This window comes from Streptomyces sp. NPDC049837 (genome assembly GCF_040674455.1).
In the GTDB taxonomy this organism is placed as follows: Bacteria; Actinomycetota; Actinomycetes; order Streptomycetales; family Streptomycetaceae; genus Streptomyces.
Genome location: NZ_JBFAMP010000005.1, coordinates 541,078 through 557,197, shown reverse-complemented (window position 1 = coordinate 557,197; position 16,120 = coordinate 541,078). Strand labels below are relative to the sequence as shown.

Annotated in this window: 17 protein-coding genes; 8 read left to right on the top strand and 9 right to left on the bottom strand. The window is 72.1% G+C overall.

Going from position 1 to position 16,120, the window contains the following annotated elements:
- Positions 1 to 146 precede the first annotated feature (146 nt).
- The 4 genes from AB0J57_RS17525 to mshD all read right to left on the bottom strand — a co-directional run bounded on the left by AB0J57_RS17525 (position 147) and on the right by mshD (position 3,444).
- Complete coding sequence (locus AB0J57_RS17525; RefSeq protein ID WP_366129044.1) at positions 147 to 1,127, bottom strand: ABC transporter permease; 981 nt, start codon at positions 1,125 to 1,127, stop codon at positions 147 to 149.
- On the bottom strand, positions 1,124 to 2,017 hold the full coding sequence (locus tag AB0J57_RS17520) for an ABC transporter ATP-binding protein (protein ID WP_366129043.1): 894 nt from the start codon (positions 2,015 to 2,017) through the stop codon (positions 1,124 to 1,126). Before AB0J57_RS17520 ends, AB0J57_RS17525 begins: the two co-directional genes overlap by 4 nt.
- Positions 2,014 to 2,403 carry a GntR family transcriptional regulator gene (locus AB0J57_RS17515; RefSeq protein ID WP_366129041.1) on the bottom strand — a complete coding sequence of 130 codons (390 nt, stop codon included), beginning with the start codon at positions 2,401 to 2,403 and terminating at the stop codon, positions 2,014 to 2,016. The genes AB0J57_RS17520 and AB0J57_RS17515 overlap by 4 nt, the downstream gene beginning before the upstream one ends.
- 102 nt (positions 2,404 to 2,505) lie before the next feature.
- The gene (gene mshD, locus AB0J57_RS17510; RefSeq protein WP_366129040.1) at positions 2,506 to 3,444 is read right to left on the bottom strand and encodes a mycothiol synthase; all 939 of its coding nucleotides are present in this window, start codon (positions 3,442 to 3,444) and stop codon (positions 2,506 to 2,508) included.
- Positions 3,445 to 3,578: 134 nt separating this feature from the next.
- On the opposite strand from mshD, the gene AB0J57_RS17505 reads away from it, so the two are divergent.
- Entirely contained in the window at positions 3,579 to 5,387 is a 1,809-nt protein-coding gene (locus AB0J57_RS17505; protein ID WP_366129039.1) for a bifunctional metallophosphatase/5'-nucleotidase, read from the top strand.
- Positions 5,388 to 5,479: 92 nt separating this feature from the next.
- Complete coding sequence (locus tag AB0J57_RS17500; protein ID WP_366129038.1) at positions 5,480 to 6,364, top strand: phosphatidylinositol-specific phospholipase C; 885 nt, start codon at positions 5,480 to 5,482, stop codon at positions 6,362 to 6,364.
- Positions 6,365 to 6,498: 134 nt separating this feature from the next.
- On the opposite strand, the gene AB0J57_RS17495 is transcribed toward AB0J57_RS17500, so the two are convergent.
- The 5 genes from AB0J57_RS17495 to AB0J57_RS17475 form a co-directional block, all read right to left on the bottom strand.
- Positions 6,499 to 7,914: a HAMP domain-containing sensor histidine kinase gene (locus AB0J57_RS17495; protein WP_366129037.1), complete on the bottom strand. Its 1,416-nt coding sequence runs from the start codon at positions 7,912 to 7,914 to the stop codon at positions 6,499 to 6,501.
- A complete protein-coding gene (locus AB0J57_RS17490) occupies positions 7,911 to 8,636 on the bottom strand; it encodes a response regulator transcription factor (protein ID WP_366129036.1) in 726 nt (241 codons plus the stop codon). The genes AB0J57_RS17495 and AB0J57_RS17490 overlap by 4 nt, the downstream gene beginning before the upstream one ends.
- 19 nt (positions 8,637 to 8,655) lie before the next feature.
- Positions 8,656 to 9,609, bottom strand: a complete 954-nt coding sequence (locus tag AB0J57_RS17485; RefSeq protein ID WP_366129035.1) for a trypsin-like peptidase domain-containing protein — start codon at positions 9,607 to 9,609, stop codon at positions 8,656 to 8,658.
- Positions 9,610 to 9,710: 101 nt separating this feature from the next.
- Positions 9,711 to 10,739, bottom strand: coding sequence for a LacI family DNA-binding transcriptional regulator (locus AB0J57_RS17480; RefSeq protein WP_366129034.1), 1,029 nt, complete (start codon positions 10,737 to 10,739; stop codon positions 9,711 to 9,713).
- Positions 10,740 to 10,763: 24 nt separating this feature from the next.
- Positions 10,764 to 11,549, bottom strand: a complete 786-nt coding sequence (locus AB0J57_RS17475; RefSeq protein ID WP_366129033.1) for a response regulator transcription factor — start codon at positions 11,547 to 11,549, stop codon at positions 10,764 to 10,766.
- Positions 11,550 to 11,782: 233 nt separating this feature from the next.
- Between AB0J57_RS17475 and AB0J57_RS17470 the strand changes: the two genes are divergently transcribed.
- The 6 genes from AB0J57_RS17470 (at position 11,783) to AB0J57_RS17445 (ending at position 16,085) form a co-directional block, all read left to right on the top strand.
- Positions 11,783 to 12,610: an alpha/beta fold hydrolase gene (locus tag AB0J57_RS17470; RefSeq protein ID WP_366129031.1), complete on the top strand. Its 828-nt coding sequence runs from the start codon at positions 11,783 to 11,785 to the stop codon at positions 12,608 to 12,610.
- 42 nt (positions 12,611 to 12,652) lie between these two features.
- The gene (locus AB0J57_RS17465) at positions 12,653 to 12,907 is read left to right on the top strand and encodes a MoaD/ThiS family protein (protein WP_366129030.1); all 255 of its coding nucleotides are present in this window, start codon (positions 12,653 to 12,655) and stop codon (positions 12,905 to 12,907) included.
- A 10-nt stretch (positions 12,908 to 12,917) separates the two neighbouring features.
- Complete coding sequence (locus tag AB0J57_RS17460) at positions 12,918 to 13,997, top strand: hypothetical protein (protein ID WP_366129029.1); 1,080 nt, start codon at positions 12,918 to 12,920, stop codon at positions 13,995 to 13,997.
- A 103-nt stretch (positions 13,998 to 14,100) separates the two neighbouring features.
- Positions 14,101 to 14,796: a DUF2993 domain-containing protein gene (locus tag AB0J57_RS17455; protein WP_366129028.1), complete on the top strand. Its 696-nt coding sequence runs from the start codon at positions 14,101 to 14,103 to the stop codon at positions 14,794 to 14,796.
- A gap of 195 nt (positions 14,797 to 14,991) precedes the next feature.
- Entirely contained in the window at positions 14,992 to 15,072 is an 81-nt protein-coding gene (locus AB0J57_RS17450) for a putative leader peptide (RefSeq protein WP_350497993.1), read from the top strand.
- Positions 15,073 to 15,239: 167 nt separating this feature from the next.
- Entirely contained in the window at positions 15,240 to 16,085 is an 846-nt protein-coding gene (locus AB0J57_RS17445) for a sulfurtransferase (RefSeq protein WP_366129027.1), read from the top strand.
- The last annotated feature ends 35 nt before the right edge of the window (positions 16,086 to 16,120 follow it).

Below are 16,120 nucleotides of genomic sequence, written 5' to 3'. Positions count from 1 at the left end.
TGGTCAAGCGCGTCGGAGCGGGCCGCGGACACGGCGGGCTTCATTCGCCGAGCTTCGCAAGCGTGTCTGAATGGTCGGTAACGACGACGTGACGTGCCGGGGGCGGACGGCCGGACCCCCGTCCAGGCCGTCCGCCCCCCGTCCGGTCACGCGTGCCGGCGGCGCAGCACGCGGAACGCGAGCAGGGTGGCCAGGGCCGCGAGGGCGAGGACGATGCCGGTCTCGACGAGCTGGAGCGGCCAGAAGTGCGAGGCGGGGTGGTAGTCGGCGTACCAGCCGGTGACGTCCGGGGGACACCGGGTGTCGCCGCTCGGCTGAAGACAGGTGTCGGGATGGAGCCGCTGCCCGTCCGTGGTGACGTAGCCGGAGCGGAGCAGGAGGACGTCGGGGGGCAGGTCCGACAGGCCGAGCGCCAGATCCGCGCCGCGACCGCTCGCGTGCACCGACGGCCAGAGCTCCCAGCGGAGGGACCCGAAGCCCAGCAGCACCGTGCCGATGACGGCCGCCGTCGTGGCCATGGCGGCGACGGTACGGCGGACCAGCAGGCCCACCAGCGCCCCGACGGCGACCCCGAGCAGGCAGTAGGCGCCCAGGGCAGGGCCCATCAGCTCGTAGGCGCCCAGGTCGGACCAACTCAGGTTCGGTTCGTAGCGGACCGGCACCCGGCCGAAGCGGAACACGGCGGTGAGCACGGTGGCCGTGGTGGCCGCCAGGGCGGCGGCGAGGACGAGTTTCGAGGCGAGCCAGCGGGCCGGGGTGGCCGACTGCGCCCAGGCGACCTTGTAGGTACCGCTCTCCAGCTCCCGGGCGAGCACCGGGCCGGCGACGAAGGCGCCGATCAGGGGCGGGACCGCCATCAGCACGAACAAGGACCGCTCCAGCACCAGAGCCAGGACGCCTTGCGGGGTCTTCCAGGTCCCGAAGAGCTGCTTGCCGCACGCCTCGGCCTCGCCCATGAAACAGCGGGCCTCGTCCATGGACCCGGCCACCCACCAGCGCAGCCCGGCCGTGACCGCCGCGGCCAGGGCGAGCAGCGCCAGGGTCACCCACAGCGCCCGCCGGTGCTGGCGGGCCGCCACCCGGTGGGTACGGGCCCGGTCGGTACGGGCCGTCGTCAGCGAGCTCACGCCCCGGTCACCCCCTCCGCGCCGAGGGCTTCCGCGCTCGGGGTGAGCAGGGGCGGGGCGTCGGGGGAGCGGAGATGGCCCAGCAACACTTCCTCCAAGGTGGGTTCCATGGTCTGCCAGGAACGGTCGTCGACCGGGCCGTCCTGGCGGACCAGCGCGGTGAGCTGGCGGCCGGTGACGCGGGACTCGACGACCGTGTGCGGGGCGAGGTCGGCGACGGGGCCGGTGATCAGGGTGTGGGCGGCGAGGATGTCGTCGATGCCGCCGCCGAGGCGGATGCGGCCGCCGTCGACCAGGAACAGGTAGTCGCAGGCGCCCTCCAGCTCGCTGAGGATGTGCGACGACATCACGACGCTCGTGCCGCGCTCGGCCGCGTCCGCCATGAGCGTCCCCATCAGTTGGTGGCGGGCGAGCGGGTCGAGGTCGGCCATCGGCTCGTCGAGCAGGAGCAGCTCGGGGCGCTTGCCGAGCGCCAGGGCGAGCGCGACGCGGGTGCGCTGGCCGCCGGAGAGGCCGCGGACGCGGGCGGCGGGGTCGAGCGGGCCGGCGATCCGCTCGGCGGCCTCGGCGTCCCAGCGGCCGGGGTTGAGCTCGCGGCCCATGCGGAGCGTCTCGGCGACGGTGAGCTGCGGGTACAGGGGCTTGTCCTGGGCGACGTACGCCACCCGCTCGCGGGCGGAGGCCGGATCGGTGCCGAGGACCCGGACCGTGCCGGCGGTCGGCCGTATCAGTCCGGCGGCCAGGGCGAGGAGCGTGGACTTGCCGGCGCCGTTGGGGCCGACGAGCGCGCAGATCCGTCCGGCGGGCAGCCGGAAGGCGCAGTCCTGTAGCGCGGCGGCCCGCCGGCCGTAGCGTTTGGCGAGGCCGTGGGCCTCCAGCGCGCTGGTCATGAGTCGTCCCCCTCGTAGAGCTGTTCCAGTACGGAAGTGAAGAGCGCCGTCACGTCGTCCCGCTCCAGACCGGCCGCGCGGGCGCGGGCCGCCCAGTCGGCGAGCTCGCCGCGCAGCGGGGAGTCGGCCGGGGCCGCGCTGCCCAGGGTCTTCCGTACGAAGGTGCCGAGGCCCCGGCGGGCCTCGACGAGGCCCTCCCGTTCCAGCTCGCGGTAGGCCTTGAGCACCGTGTTCGGGTTGATGGCGGTGGCTTCGACGACCTCGCGTGCCGTGGGCAGTTTGTCGCCGGGTTCCAGCAGGCCCAGGCGGAGGGCCTGTTTGGTCTGCTGGACGATCTGGAGGTAGGTGGCGACGCCGCTGCGCCGGTCGATCCGGTACTCGACCACGTCCTGGCACCACCCTTTCACTAATCAAGTAGTGAAAGGGTGGTGCAAGAGAGGGCGGGGTGTCAACCCGGATGGGTCGGCACCCCGCCCTCCCGGTGCGCCTCAGGTCTCCGAGCGGTACATCAGGTCCACCTCGTGCGTGGTGAAGCCCATGCCCTCGTACACCCGCACCGCCGCCGTGTTGTCCGCGTCCACGTACAGCATCGCCGTCGGCAGGCCCTGCGCCGCCAGGTGCCGCAGCCCGATCGCGGTCAGCGCCTTGCCGAGGCCGCCGCCCTGCGCCTCGGGGCTGACGCCGACGACGTACACCTCGCCGAGCTGCTCCTCGGCGTGCACCTTCGTCCAGTGGAAGCCCACGATCTCGCCGTCCGACTCCCGTACGGCGAGGAAGAAGCCCTTCGGGTCGAACCACGGCTCGGCCTTGCGGTCGTCCAGGTCCCGCTGGGTCAGCGAGCCCTGCTCGGGGTGGTGCGCGAACGCGGCGGCGTTGACGGCCAGCCAGGCCGCGTCGTCCTGGCCGGGCACGAAGGTGCGCACGGCGATGCCGGGCGGCAGCACCGGCTCGGGGATGTCCGCGAGGTGGGTGAGCGGCCGGCGCATCTGCCGCAGCTCCCGGAACAGGGTCAGCCCGAGCACCTGGGACAGGTGGCGGGCGGCCGACTTGCCGCCGTGCGCCCACACCCGCAGCCGCTTGCCGGACGCGGCCAGCAGCGCCGAGCCCAGCGCCCGGCCGTGGCCGCGGCCCCGGTGCGCGGGGTGGACCACCAGCTCGGCCGCCGGGGCCTCGACGGGGTCGGTGTCCTCGAGCTGGGCGTAGCCGACGAGGTCGCCGCGCACGGTGAGCAGCAGGTGCGACACCCCTTCGCGCCGCCCGCCGCGCAGTTGGAGCCGCCCCTGTTCGGACACGGCCTGCATGCCGTCCACACGGGCAGCCTCGGCGAGGAGGGCGAGGACGTCCTGGGCCTGCTCGTGGCTGAGCTCGTCGAAGGTCTCGATACGGCGGCCGGGCTCAAGGGCCGGTACGGGGGCGTCAGTCGTCATGTGTACGAGCCTACGGCGACCCGCCCGCGCCGGATGGCAACCGGCTTGTAACCCGCCACCCCCTGTTGCGCTACGCGCGTTGACTCTAGGCTGCGCCTGGCCGTACACGACTTGTTGACCAAACGAGGGGACAGATGTCAGTCACACCCAAGAAGAACCGGGCGGGGCGGCGGATACTCGCCGCCGCCGCCGGACTGGCCACCGTCGGCGCGATGGTCGCCGCCCTGCCCGCCGGCGCCGACGAGCGGGCCAAGCCCACCGGGTACCACCCGGGTCGCACGGTCGACGTCCAGCTCCTCTCCTTCAACGACCTGCACGGCAACCTGGAGCCGCCGGCCGGCTCGTCCGGGGAGGTCACCCACACGCACGCGGACGGCACGACCGAGAAGATCAAGGCCGGTGGCGTCGAGTACCTCGCCACGCACCTGCGGACCGCGCGCCAGGGCAACCCGTACTCCATCACCGCCGCAGCGGGCGACATGATCGGCGCCTCGCCGCTGATGTCGGGTCTCTTCCACGACGAGCCGACCGTCGAGGCGCTGAACAAGCTGCAACTGGACGTCTCGTCCGTCGGCAACCACGAGTTCGACGAGGGCGCCAAGGAACTGGCCCGCATGCAGAACGGCGGCTGCCACCCGACCGGTGGCTGCTACGAGGAGGGCAAGACCTTCCCCGGCGCCGCCTTCCCGTACCTCGCCGCGAACGTCACGGACGAGAAGACGGGCAAGCCGATCCTCGACCCGTACTTCATCTGGGAGCGCAAGGGCGTCAAGATCGGTTTCATCGGTGTGACCCTGGAGGGCACCCCGAACATCGTCACCGCCGAGGGCGTCAAGGGCCTGAAGTTCGGCGACGAGGTCGAGACGATCGACAAGTACACCAAGGTCCTGGAGCGCAAGGGCGTCAAGTCGATCGTCGCGCTCATCCACGAGGGCGGCGCGCCGGCCTCGTCCTCGTACAACTACAACTGCGACAGCCCTGGTGCGGGCGACGGCGTCTCCGGCCCGATCGTCGACATCGCGAAGAAGCTGAACCCGCAGGTCGACGCGCTGGTCACGGGTCACACCCACCAGGCGTACGTGTGCACCATCCCGGATCCGTCCGGCAAGCCGCGCATGGTCACCTCGGCGTCCTCGTACGGCAAGCTCTACACCGACACGACGCTGACGTACGACCGCCGGACCAAGGACATCGTCCGTACGGCGGTGGAGTCCGCGAACCACGTCGTGTCGCGTGACGTGCCGAAGGCCGCCGACATGACCTCGCTGATCGAGCGGTGGAACAACCTCGCCGCGCCGATCGCCAACAAGCCGCAGGGCTACATCTCCGCCGACATCGAGGGCCGCGGCTCCACGGCGTACGAGAAGCCGCTCGGCGACCTGATCGCCGACGCGCAGCTCGCCGGGCTCGCGCCCGCCGACAAGGGCGGTGCGCAGATCGCCCTGATGAACCCGGGCGGTATCCGCTCCGACCTGGTCTACAAGGCGTCCGGCTCCGAGGGCGACGGGGTGGTGACGTACGGCGAGGCGTTCACCGTGCAGCCGTTCACCAACATGATGAACGTGGTCGACCTGACCGGCGCGCAGCTCATCGCGGGCCTCCAGCAGCAGGTCAGCGGCTCGAACGAGGCCTCCCCGAAGATCCTCCAGGTCTCGAAGGGCTTCACCTACACGCTCGACATGACGAAGACGGGCGCGGCCCGGGTCGTGGACGGCTCGGTGAAGCTGAACGGTGAGCCGATCGACCCGGCGAAGACCTACCGCGTCGCGATGAACGAGTTCCTCGCGGGCGGTGGCGACGGCTTCCCGGCCCTCGCGCAGGGCAAGAACAAACTGGTCGGCGCGTCCGACCTGGACATCTTCAACGCCTACCTGGCGGCCAACTCCTCTGCGACCGCGCCGATCGCGCCGCCGAAGGCCGAGCGGATCACGGTCATCAAGTAGTTCCTGACGGGCGGGCGGCGGGCCGGTGAACGGTTGCGCCGCTCGCCCGTTCTCTCTGGCGGTGTTGTCGTGTACGCGCCATACTCCGGCTCATGAGCCTGGACCTGAGCCGCCGGAGTCTGCTCGCGGGTGCCGCCGCCGTATCCGCCACCGCCCTCTTGGGGACCCCCGCCCGTGCGCGGACGCGCACCCGGGTGCTCTCCACCCAGGACTGGATGGCCCGTTTCTCCGCCGACACGCCGTTGCGGGCGCTGACCATTCCCGGGACGCACAACTCCGGTGCGCCCGCCGGAGGGCTGTGGGTCGCCTGCCAGAACACCACCGTGGCCCAGCAGCTCAACAGCGGCATCCGTTTCCTGGACGTCCGCTGCCGGGTCACCGGCGACGCGTTCGCCATCCACCACGGGGCGTACTACCAGAACCAGATGTTCGGCGACGTCCTCATCGCCTGCCGCGACTTCCTCGCCACGCACCCGTCCGAGACGGTGCTGATGCGGGTCAAGCAGGAGTACTCCGAGGAGGCCGACGCCACCTTCCGGCGGATCTTCGACCTCTACCTGGACGCCAAGGGCTGGCGCCCCCTCTTCCGCATCGGCGACGGCCTCCCCTCGCTCGGCGAGGCACGCGGCAAGGTCGTCCTCCTCGCCGACAACGGCGGGCTGCCCGGCGTGCGGTACGGGGACGGCGCGCTGTTCGACATCCAGGACGACTACATGGCCGAGCCCTTCGCCAAGTACCCCAAGATCGAGGCCCATTTCAGGAAGGCCGCCGCCCAGCCCGGCAAGCTGTACGTCAACTACGTCTCCACCGCCGCGCTGTTCCCGCCCCGGTGGAACGCCGACCGGCTCAACCCGCGCGTCCACGGCTTCCTCGACGGCGCCGAGGCGAGCGGCTGGAAGGGGCTCGGCATCGTCCCGATGGACTTCCCCAACACCCGGGCGGGACTCGTCGAGTCCCTGATCCGCCACAACGCATGACACGGCGCATGAGATTTTCCGGCCCGGGGTTCCCTCCGCACCCGGTGAAAAGCGTCATGGCGATTTCAGGCCACTTCGGATAGCCATGGACGCACCCGGTCGGGGCCGTGGGGGAACCGGCCCCGACCGGGTACTCACCCCGGCGGCGACGACGGTGGCGGCGTCGGCGCACCCGGCAGCCGGATCACCGCGCGCGTGCCGCCGCCCTCCGCCGCCGTCAGCGCGACCTCGCCGCCCGCCTGCCGCACCGTGCGCGCCACGATCGACAGGCCGAGCCCCGACCCGGGCAGGCTGCGCGCCGACGGCGACCGCCAGAACCGCTCGAAGACGTGCGGCAGCTCCTCGGGCGCGATGCCCGGCCCGTGGTCGCGCACGGACAGCTCACCGTCCACCAGCGCCACCTCCACCGTGCCGCCGGGCGGGGAGAACTTCACCGCGTTGTCCAGCACGTTCACCAGCGCACGCTCCAGCGCGGCCGGCTCCGCGCGCACGTACCACGGCCGCACGTCCTCCGCCCAGATCGTCAGCTCCGGGCCGCGCAGCCGCGCCCGCGCGAGCGCCGTACCGAGGAGGTCGTGCAGCGCGACCACCTCCAGCCGCCCCGGGGCCGCCGCGTCCGGCCGGGACAGCTCCTGCAAGTCGCCGATCAGCGCGGCCAGTTCCGTCATCTGCGCCTTGACCGACGCCATCAGGGCCCGCCGGTCCCCGGGCGGGATCGCCCGGCCCGTCTCCTCGCTGCGCGCCAGCAGCTCGATGTTCGTCCGCAGCGACGTCAGCGGCGTACGCAGCTCGTGCCCCGCGTCGGCGATGAGCTGCGCCTGCCGGTCCCGGGAGGAGGCGAGCGCGGCCGTCATCGCGTTGAACGACCGCGACAGGCGGGCGATCTCGTCCTCGCCCTCCACGGGGATGCGTACGGTCAGGTCCTCCGTCCGCGCCACGTGCTCCACCGCCCCGGTCAGCCGGTCCACCGGCTTGAGCCCGGTCCGCGCCACCCACAGCCCGGCGGCGCCCGCTCCGAAGACCCCGATGCCGGCCAGCACGGTGAGCACCAGCGCGAGCTGGTTCAGCGCGCCGTCGACCTCCGTCAGCGGCCGGGAGATGGACACGGTGTACTGCGTCTCGGCGTCGGTGCGGGTGAGGACCCGCACGGGCTGCCCGCTGGTGGTGACGCCGTCGTGCAGGGACTCGCGCCGCAGCCCCGCCGCGACCTCGGCATCGGACCGCTCGACGACGACGGGCGGGGTGCCCGCCCCCACGCAGCGGCTGCCGTCCGGCCGCACGATCTGCACGTACGCCGTGCCCGGCGCCGTGTTGCCCTGGGCGGGGCCGCCGGACGGCCGGCAGGCGAAGGCGAGCACCCGCTGGTATTCGTCCTGGACCGACAGGCTGTACAGCGAGTTGTCCAGCTCGTCCCGCAGCTCCGCCCGGGTCAGCAGCCAGCACGCCACCGACACCGCCGCCACCGCCACCGCGACCGCCGTGGCCGTCAGCAGGGCGAGCCGTGAGCGCAGCGGCAGCGCTCGGAAGCGGGCGACCGGTCCCGTCGTCACCCGTCGCCCCCGCCCCGCAGCACGTACCCCACGCCCCGCACCGTGTGCACCAGGCGCGGTTCGCCCGCCGCCTCCGTCTTGCGCCGCAGGTACATCACGTACACGTCCAGGGAGTTGGAGCTCGGCTCGAAGTCGAAGCCCCACACCGACTTGAGGATCTGCTCCCGCGTCAGCACCTGCCGGGGGTGCGACAGGAACATCTCCAGGAGCGTGAACTCCGTACGGGTCAGCTCCACCGGCCGGCCACCGCGCGTCACCTCGCGCGTCGCCAGGTCCATCCGCAGGTCCGCGAACGTCAGGGCGTCCGCCTCCGGCTGCTCGCCGAGGGTGCGGGCGTACGAGCTGCGCCGCAGCAGTGCCCGGATGCGGGCGAACAGCTCGTCCAGCTCGAACGGCTTCACCAGGTAGTCGTCCGCGCCCGCGTCCAGCCCGGTCACGCGGTCGCCGACCGTGTCGCGGGCGGTGAGCATCAGGATCGGGACGGTCGAACCGGCGGCGCGGATGCGCCGGGCGGCGGTCAGGCCGTCCATCCGGGGCATCTGGACGTCGAGGACGACGAGGTCGGGGGCGTACGCGTCCATCTTCGCCAGCGCGTCGGCGCCGTCGACGGCCACATCGGTCCCGTACCCCTCGAAGGCGAGGCTGCGCTGGAGGGCCTCGCGGACGGCGGGCTCGTCGTCGACGATCAGGATGCGGTCGGCAGCGTCAGCGGTGGTGTTCATGGGGCCAGCGTCGCACGCGTCACGATCCCGACCGGAGGTTGTCCAGGTCGGCCTTGACGGTGTTGATCGGGATGGCGAAGCCCAGGCCCACGCTGCCGGCCGTGGAGCCGGTGGCGGCGCTCGGCGAGTACATGGCGGAGTTGATCCCGATGATCTCGCCGGCCATGTTGATCAGGGCGCCGCCGGAGTTGCCGGGGTTGAGCGAGGCGTCGGTCTGGATGGCCTTGTACGTGGTCTTCGAGTCGCCCGTGTCGCCGTTGAACTCCTGCCCGCCGAACTCGAAGGGCCAGCCCTGCCGCGGGTTCTGCGGCTGCTGGTCCTCCTCCTTGGAGACCGTCACGTCGCGGTCGAGCGCGGAGACGATGCCGCTGGTGACGGTGCCGGTCAGGCCCTCCGGCGACCCGATGGCGACGACCTGGTCGCCGACCCGGACCTTGCCCGAGTCGCCGAGCGTGGCGGCCTTCAGCCCGGACGCGCCCTGGAGCTTGATCAGTGCCAGGTCCTTGTCCGGGTCGGTGCCGACGACCTCGGCGTCGTACGTCCTGCCGTCGCTGAGCCGGACCTTGATCCCGGAGGCGCCGGAGATCACGTGGTTGTTGGTGACGATCTCGCCGTCGCCGGTGATGATCACGCCGGAGCCGGTGGACTTGCCGGAGCCGGTCGTCGCGTTGAGCTCCACGATGCTCGGCGACACCGCCTGGGCGACACCGGCGACCGTGCCCCTGCTGGACTGGGACACATTGGTGCCGGTCACGCCGCCGGCGTTGGTGCCCGCGCCGGCGTCGCCCCGGGTGAGCTCCTGGACCAGCGCCGAGGCGCCCCCGCCGACCAGGGCGGCGGCGATGGCGACGGCGGCCATCAGCGCGACCGGCCGCTTGGCCCGGCGGTGCGCGGTGGGCGGCTGCGCCGGGGGCGGCGGGTACGCGAACGTCTGCTGCGGGTCACCCTGGGAAGAGGGGGAGTAGTCCGTCATGGACACAACTCTCGGAGCCGTACATGAGAGCCGTCTGAGGACGTCCTGAGAGTCCGGGCAAAGTCGCGTATGCCCGGTATAAAGGCGCCCTGCCAGGGGGCCTACTGGCCGTCGCAGCCGCAGGACCGGCGCACTATCAGCGCCGACGGGAACTGCTTGACCCGCTCCCGGCGCGACCCCGCGACCCGCAGCCCGTCGTCGAGGACGAGGTCCACCGCCGCGCGGGCCATCGCCGGGCGGTCGGAGGAGACCGTCGTGAGCGGCGGGTCCGTCAGCGCGGCCTCCTTCACGTCGTCGAAGCCCGCCACGGCCAGGTCGCCCGGCACGTCCAGGCGCAGCTCGCGCGCCGCGCGCAGGACGCCGATCGCCTGGTCGTCGGTGGAGCAGAAGATCGCCGGCGGCCGGTCGGGGCCGGACAGGATCTTCAGGGCCACCTGGTAGGCGTCGTAACGGTTGTACGGGGCCTGGAACAGCCGGCCCTCGACCGAGCGGCCGGACTCCAGCATCGCGCGGCGCCAGCCCTCCTCGTGGTCGGCCACCGGGTCACCGACGGAGGGGGTGTTCTCGACGCCACCGAGGCAGGCCACGTACTCGTGGCCGTGCTCCAGGAGGTGGCGGGTGGCGAGCTGCGCGCCGCCGATGTCGTCGGTGACGACGGCGACGTCGTCGATGGCCTCGGGCCGCTCGTGGAGCAGCACCACGCGCGCGTCCCACGCCTCGATCTCCTGCGCGGCGCGCTCGCTGGGGCCCTGGCTGACCAGGATCAGCCCGGCGACCCGCATCCCGAGGAAGGCCCGCAGGTAGTGGACCTCGCGCTCGTCGCGGTAGTCGGAGTTGCCGACGAGGACCATCTTCCCGCGGTCGGCGGCGGCCCGTTCGACCGCGTGCGCCATCTCGGCGAAGAACGGCTGCCGGGCGTCGGGGACGATCATGCCTATGAGGTCGGTGCGCCGCGAGGCCATGGCCTGCGCGACGCGGTCGGGCCGGTAGCCCAGCTCCTTGATCGCTGCGAGAACACGCTCGCGCGTGGCCGGGGCGACCGGCCGGGGTCCGTTGTTGATGACGTAGCTCACGACCGCGGTGGAAGTACCCGCCAGTCGCGCCACGTCGTCCCGCGTCACCTTGGCCACGCGCGGCAGTCTACGCGGGGTGACCTACCTCTGGGCAGGTCGTACGGCGGCTTCCTGCACCTCTTCGGAGTCGTCGTTGCGCGCGGGGGCGGACGTTTTGGCCTCTTTCGTACGGGCTTCCTCGGCCGCCCGCTCGACCTTCTCCGGGGTGACGAAACGGTAGCCGACGTTGCGCACGGTCCCGATCAGGGACTCGTGCTCGGGGCCGAGCTTGGCGCGCAGCCGCCGTACGTGGACGTCGACCGTGCGGGTACCGCCGAAGTAGTCGTACCCCCAGACCTCCTGGAGGAGCTGGGCGCGGGTGAAGACCCGGCCCGGGTGCTGGGCGAGGTACTTCAGCAGCTCGAACTCCTTGAAGGTCAGGTCCAGGACCCGGCCCTTGAGCTTGGCGCTGTACGTCGCCTCGTCGACCGACAGGTCGCCGTTGCGGATCTCCATGGGGGAGTCGTCGGCGGTGATCTGCTGGCGGCCCATCGCGAGCCGCAGCCGTGCCTCGACCTCGGCCGGACCGGCCGTGTCCAGCAGGACGTCGTCGATGCCCCAGTCGGCGGTGACGGCGGCGAGACCGCCCTCCGTGACGACCAGGATCAGCGGGCAGCCGGGCCCGGTGGAGCGCAGGAGCTGGCACAGCGACCGCACCTGCGGCAGGTCGCGGCGGCCGTCGACGAGGATCACGTCCGCGCCGGGGGTGTCCACGAGGGCCGGGCCCTCGGCGGGGGCCACGCGCACGTTGTGCAGCAGCAGTCCGAGGGCGGGGAGCACCTCCGTCGACGGCTGGAAGGCATTGGTCAGGAGCAGCAGAGAGCTCATCGCGCCCCCCATGCCCGGGTCGTCGTCCTATGGTCGTGCACGGTTCGCTGGCCCATAACGTCGGTTCCTCCTCGGTCCCTGCGAGGACGTTGCGGCACTGTTGCGGCACTGCTTCGTACGAGGCTCTCCGCGCCCTGAGAGCCTTTGTTCACCTGCCTGTAACAACGGGCGGAAAACACAAAAGGATCCGGGGGCTGCGTCGCCCGGATCCTCTGCCGAGCAGAATAGCCCACATGAGTTCCGAGGCAGAGGGCGCATTTCACATCGTGGATGTTCCCTCGATCACGCGCGGCCCTCTGCGCGCCACCCTCCGTACACCGGACGGTGTCCGCATCGAAGCGGTCCATGCGCCGCACAAGCCGAACAAAGCACCGCATACGGCCAGTGTTGCGGATACGGCCATTGTTGTCGCCCATGGGTTCACGGGCTCGGTGGACCGGCCGGCGGTACGGCGCGCGGCGCGGGTGTTCGGGCGGCGTGCCGGGGTGGTGACGTTCTCCTTCCGCGGGCACGGCCGGTCCGGCGGGCGCTCCACGGTCGGCGACCGGGAGGTGCTGGACCTGGCTGCGGCGGTGCGGTGGGCGCGTGAGCTGGGGTACGCGCGCGTGGCGACGGTCGGGTTCTCGATGGGCGGCTCGGTGGTGCTGCGGCACGCGGCGCTGTACAGGGACGCGGGGGAGGCGCGTACGGACGCCGTGGTCGCCGTGAGTGCTCCCGCGCGCTGGTACTACCGGGGTACGGCTCCGATGCGGCGGCTGCACTGGGTGGTCACCCGGCCCGCCGGGCGTCTGGTGGGCCGCTACGGGCTGCGCACCCGTATCCACGACCGGGACTGGGACCCGGTGCCGATGTCGCCGGTCGAGGCGGTGCCGTTGATCGCGCCGGTGCCGCTGCTGGTCGTGCACGGCGACCGCGACCCGTACTTCCCGGTCGACCACCCCCGGATGCTCGCGGCCGCCGGGCCCGCCGAACTGTGGCTGGAGGAGGGCATGGGGCACGCCGAGAACGCGGCGGACGACGCCCTGCTCGCCCGCATCGCGGACTGGGTGTCGGCGCCATAGCCCATGATGGATGCCGACGAGGCCGACGAAAGGAGTGCCGCTATGGCAGCGGGGACCATCCGCTACTGGGCCGCGGCCAAGGCCGCCGCCGGGATCGCCGAGGAGCCGTACCGCGCGGAGAACCTGGCAGAGGCGCTGGACGCCGTGCGCGAGCGGCACCCGGGCGAGCTGGTCCGGGTACTCCAGCGGTGTTCCTTCCTGGTCGACGGTGACCCCGTCGGGACCCGGAGCCATGAGACCGTACGCCTTGCCGAGGGCGGCACGGTCGAGGTGCTCCCGCCGTTCGCAGGAGGGTGAACCGCACAGCATGAGCAGCGATCAGCAGTACCCGTACGGAAACGGGTACGAGTACCAGGATCCGAACGTCGCGCAGACGTGGGAGGGGCAGACCTGGGACACCCAGTACCAGCCGGCCGTCCAGCCCACGGCCCCCGTGCAGGCGGCGCCCGCCGCCGACACCGCCTACCTCCCGGCGCAGGGCGCCCCGGCCCCCGGCTCGTACCCACTGCCCCCCGAGGCCCCGTACGACACCCCGACCACGCACCTGCGCCCGGTCGCCCCCGAGCCCGCCCCCGTACCCGCCTCCGGTGAGCCGCGGTACAGCGCGCCCACCACCTCCGGCCACGTGCGGATGACGGACGCCCAGCGGGCCCGCGCCGAGGGCCGCTCGCCGATCATCGAGCCGGGCATGCAGCCGGCCGTGCTGACCGCCGCCCTCGGCGGCCTGCTCGCGGCGGGCGCCGCCCTCGGGCCGTACGGGCTGCTGGTCCCGCTGGTCCTGCTCCAGGCCGTCACCGCCGCCGGCTGGTTCCGGCTCAACGGCATGTGGCCCGCCCGCCAGGGCATCGCGCTCGCCTTCGCGGGCGGCCTGACGGCGGACGTCGCGCTGCTCGCGGCCGGCAAGGAGCACGCGCCCGCCGCGATCCTCGGCACGCTCGGGGTGTGGGTGCTGCTGGTGCTGGTCCTCCAGCTCCGCAGCCACGCGGGCTCCGACGAGCGCCAGTACGGCCTGATGGCCACCGTCGCCTCCTCTGCGCTCGCCGTCCTCGCGGCCGGGCACCTGGCCGCCGCGTCCGACGCCGTCGTCGTGGGCGGCCTCGCGGTCGCCGTCACGGTGGTGGCCCGCGCGCTGCCGCTGCCGGGCGCCGTGACGCTCGTGGTGGCGCTGCTCGCGGCCGCGGGCGCCGGTGTCGCCGCCGGCGGGATGACCGGCATCGGGGCGCAGGGCGCGCTGCTGGGGCTTGGCACCGGGGTGTGCGCCCTGGTCGGGCACCGGGTGGCGAGCTACGACTACCCGTCGCGCTTCGTCCACATGACGGCCGGGGTGGCACTGCCGCTCGCCGCCGCCGCGCCCGCCGTCTACGTGCTGGGGCGTGCGCTGGCCTGAGTGACGTACGCGACCGGGGGGGGGGAACCAATGAGTAGCCCCGCACGTCGATCATGAGGGGCACGGGGAGCCGGTCGCGAACAGGGTGGGGGAACACCGAGCAATGCGAGCACTGCGAATACTGCTGATCACCGCTGTGATCCTCGGTGGTCTGTTCACCATCGGCGACCGCTTGGCGGTGAACTACGCCGAGTCCGAAGCCGCCGAGCGAATAGCGGCCAACCAGGGCCTGGCGGCGGGGTCCGCGGACGTCTCGATCAAGGGCTTCCCGTTCCTGACGCAGGTCATGGGCAAGGAGCTGGACCAGGTCGACGTGACCCTCACGGGCGTGGAGGCGTCGGCCGGTGGCCGCAAGGTCCGCGTCACCGAGATGGACGCGGCGCTGAAGAACGTACGGCTGAAGAACAACTTCTCCACCGCCGTCGCCGCCTCCGCCTCCGGCACGGCGCGCATCTCCTACGCCGATCTCGCCAAGGCGTCCGGCGAGGACGTCACCCTCGGCTACGGCGGCAACGGCAAGGTCAAGGTCACCGGCAGCGTCGAGCTCCCGGTCCTGGGCAGCGTCACGCGCAGCGTCCTGTCCTCGGTCAGCGTCGTGGGCGGTGAGACCATCCGGGTACGCGCGGACAAGGTGCCCGGCGAGGGGATCCCGGGGCTGGAGGACCGCGTCCGGGAGCGCACCGACTTCGACCGGCAGGTCGGCGGGCTGCCGGCCGGGCTGAAGCTGACGAAGGTCGAGGCGACCCCCGAGGGCCTTACGGTCACCGTCACCGGCACGGACGTCGTGCTGGCGGGCTGAAACACCCGCCCGGAGCCTTTTCGGCCACATCGTGAGACGGGGCCGTCCGCTCCGCAGATGGCGAGCGGCAAAGCCCCGCCCGGCGGTCGGCCGCCACCCATCCGGGGGATCTTCCGTCTCGCATCCCGGACGATCGCGTCTCATCATGCGACACGCCGGTGACACGGCCGCCCGACCGTCCCTACGATCGGCTCCATGAAGCGACAGGCGGATCTCACGAAGCGGCGGGCAGTAGACCTGTGCCGCGTCGCCGCCATGCTCTGTCGCTCCGTCTGAGCGGGAGCCCGACCTCCCGTATCCCAGGGCCCTTGAGCACCTCGGGCCCATCCCCCGTGCCGACCGCAGCCACGCACGCGCTCCCACCGCCGTACCCCCCGTACGCGAAGAGCACCGGCACCACCCCGTCACACCCCGCCGCACACTGCCCCGGAGGAGAAACAGACATGAGCCGCAGCGACGTCCTGGTAGACGCCGACTGGGTCGAGGCCCACATCGACGACCCGAAGGTCGTCATCGTCGAGGTCGACGAGGACACCTCGGCCTACGACAAGAACCACATCAAGAACGCCGTCCGGATCGACTGGAAGAAGGACCTCCAGGACCCGGTCCGCCGCGACTTCGTCGACCAGGAGGGCTTCGAGAAGCTCCTCTCCGCGAAGGGCATCGCCAACGACGACACCGTCGTCCTCTACGGCGGCAACAACAACTGGTTCGCGTCGTACGCCTACTGGTACTTCAAGCTGTACGGCCACGAGAGCGTCAAGCTCCTCGACGGCGGCCGCAAGAAGTGGGAGCTCGACTCCCGCGACCTGGTCGACGGCTCCGAGGTTCCCAACCGCCCGGCCACCCAGTACAAGGCCAAGCCGCAGGACACCTCGATCCGTGCCTTCCGCGACGACGTCGTGGCCGCGATCGGCAGCCTGAACCTGGTCGACGTGCGTTCCCCCGACGAGTTCAGCGGCAAGCTGCTCGCCCCGGCGCACCTCCCGCAGGAGCAGTCGCAGCGCCCCGGCCACGTGCCGAGCGCCCGCAACATCCCGTGGTCGAAGAACGCCAACGACGACGGCACCTTCAAGTCCGACGAGGAGCTCAAGGCGCTGTACGCCGAGGAGCAGGTCGACCTGGAGAAGGACACGATCGCCTACTGCCGCATCGGTGAGCGTTCGGCCCTGACCTGGTTCGTCCTGCACGAGCTGCTCGGCCAGGAGAACGTCAAGAACTACGACGGCTCGTGGACCGAGTACGGCTCCCTCGTCGGCGTGCCGATCGAGCTCGGCGCCAACAAGTAATCCCGGACCTCCCGTCCCCTCCCCCCTCGACCCCT

Bases quoted from the DNA above. Each gene is read 5' to 3' on its own strand.
- AB0J57_RS17520 (WP_366129043.1), bottom strand. From the start codon at position 2,017: ATGACCAGCGCGCTGGAGGCCCACGGCCTCGCCAAACGCTACGGCCGG.
- mshD (WP_366129040.1), bottom strand. From the start codon at position 3,444: ATGACGACTGACGCCCCCGTACCGGCCCTTGAGCCCGGCCGCCGTATC.
- AB0J57_RS17505 (WP_366129039.1), top strand. From the start codon at position 3,579: ATGTCAGTCACACCCAAGAAGAACCGGGCGGGGCGGCGGATACTCGCC.
- AB0J57_RS17500 (WP_366129038.1), top strand. From the start codon at position 5,480: ATGAGCCTGGACCTGAGCCGCCGGAGTCTGCTCGCGGGTGCCGCCGCC.
- AB0J57_RS17490 (WP_366129036.1), bottom strand. From the start codon at position 8,636: ATGAACACCACCGCTGACGCTGCCGACCGCATCCTGATCGTCGACGAC.
- AB0J57_RS17485 (WP_366129035.1), bottom strand. From the start codon at position 9,609: ATGACGGACTACTCCCCCTCTTCCCAGGGTGACCCGCAGCAGACGTTC.
- AB0J57_RS17475 (WP_366129033.1), bottom strand. From the start codon at position 11,549: ATGAGCTCTCTGCTGCTCCTGACCAATGCCTTCCAGCCGTCGACGGAG.
- AB0J57_RS17470 (WP_366129031.1), top strand. From the start codon at position 11,783: ATGAGTTCCGAGGCAGAGGGCGCATTTCACATCGTGGATGTTCCCTCG.
- AB0J57_RS17465 (WP_366129030.1), top strand. From the start codon at position 12,653: ATGGCAGCGGGGACCATCCGCTACTGGGCCGCGGCCAAGGCCGCCGCC.
- AB0J57_RS17460 (WP_366129029.1), top strand. From the start codon at position 12,918: ATGAGCAGCGATCAGCAGTACCCGTACGGAAACGGGTACGAGTACCAG.
- AB0J57_RS17455 (WP_366129028.1), top strand. From the start codon at position 14,101: ATGCGAGCACTGCGAATACTGCTGATCACCGCTGTGATCCTCGGTGGT.
- AB0J57_RS17450 (WP_350497993.1), top strand. From the start codon at position 14,992: ATGAAGCGACAGGCGGATCTCACGAAGCGGCGGGCAGTAGACCTGTGC.
- AB0J57_RS17445 (WP_366129027.1), top strand. From the start codon at position 15,240: ATGAGCCGCAGCGACGTCCTGGTAGACGCCGACTGGGTCGAGGCCCAC.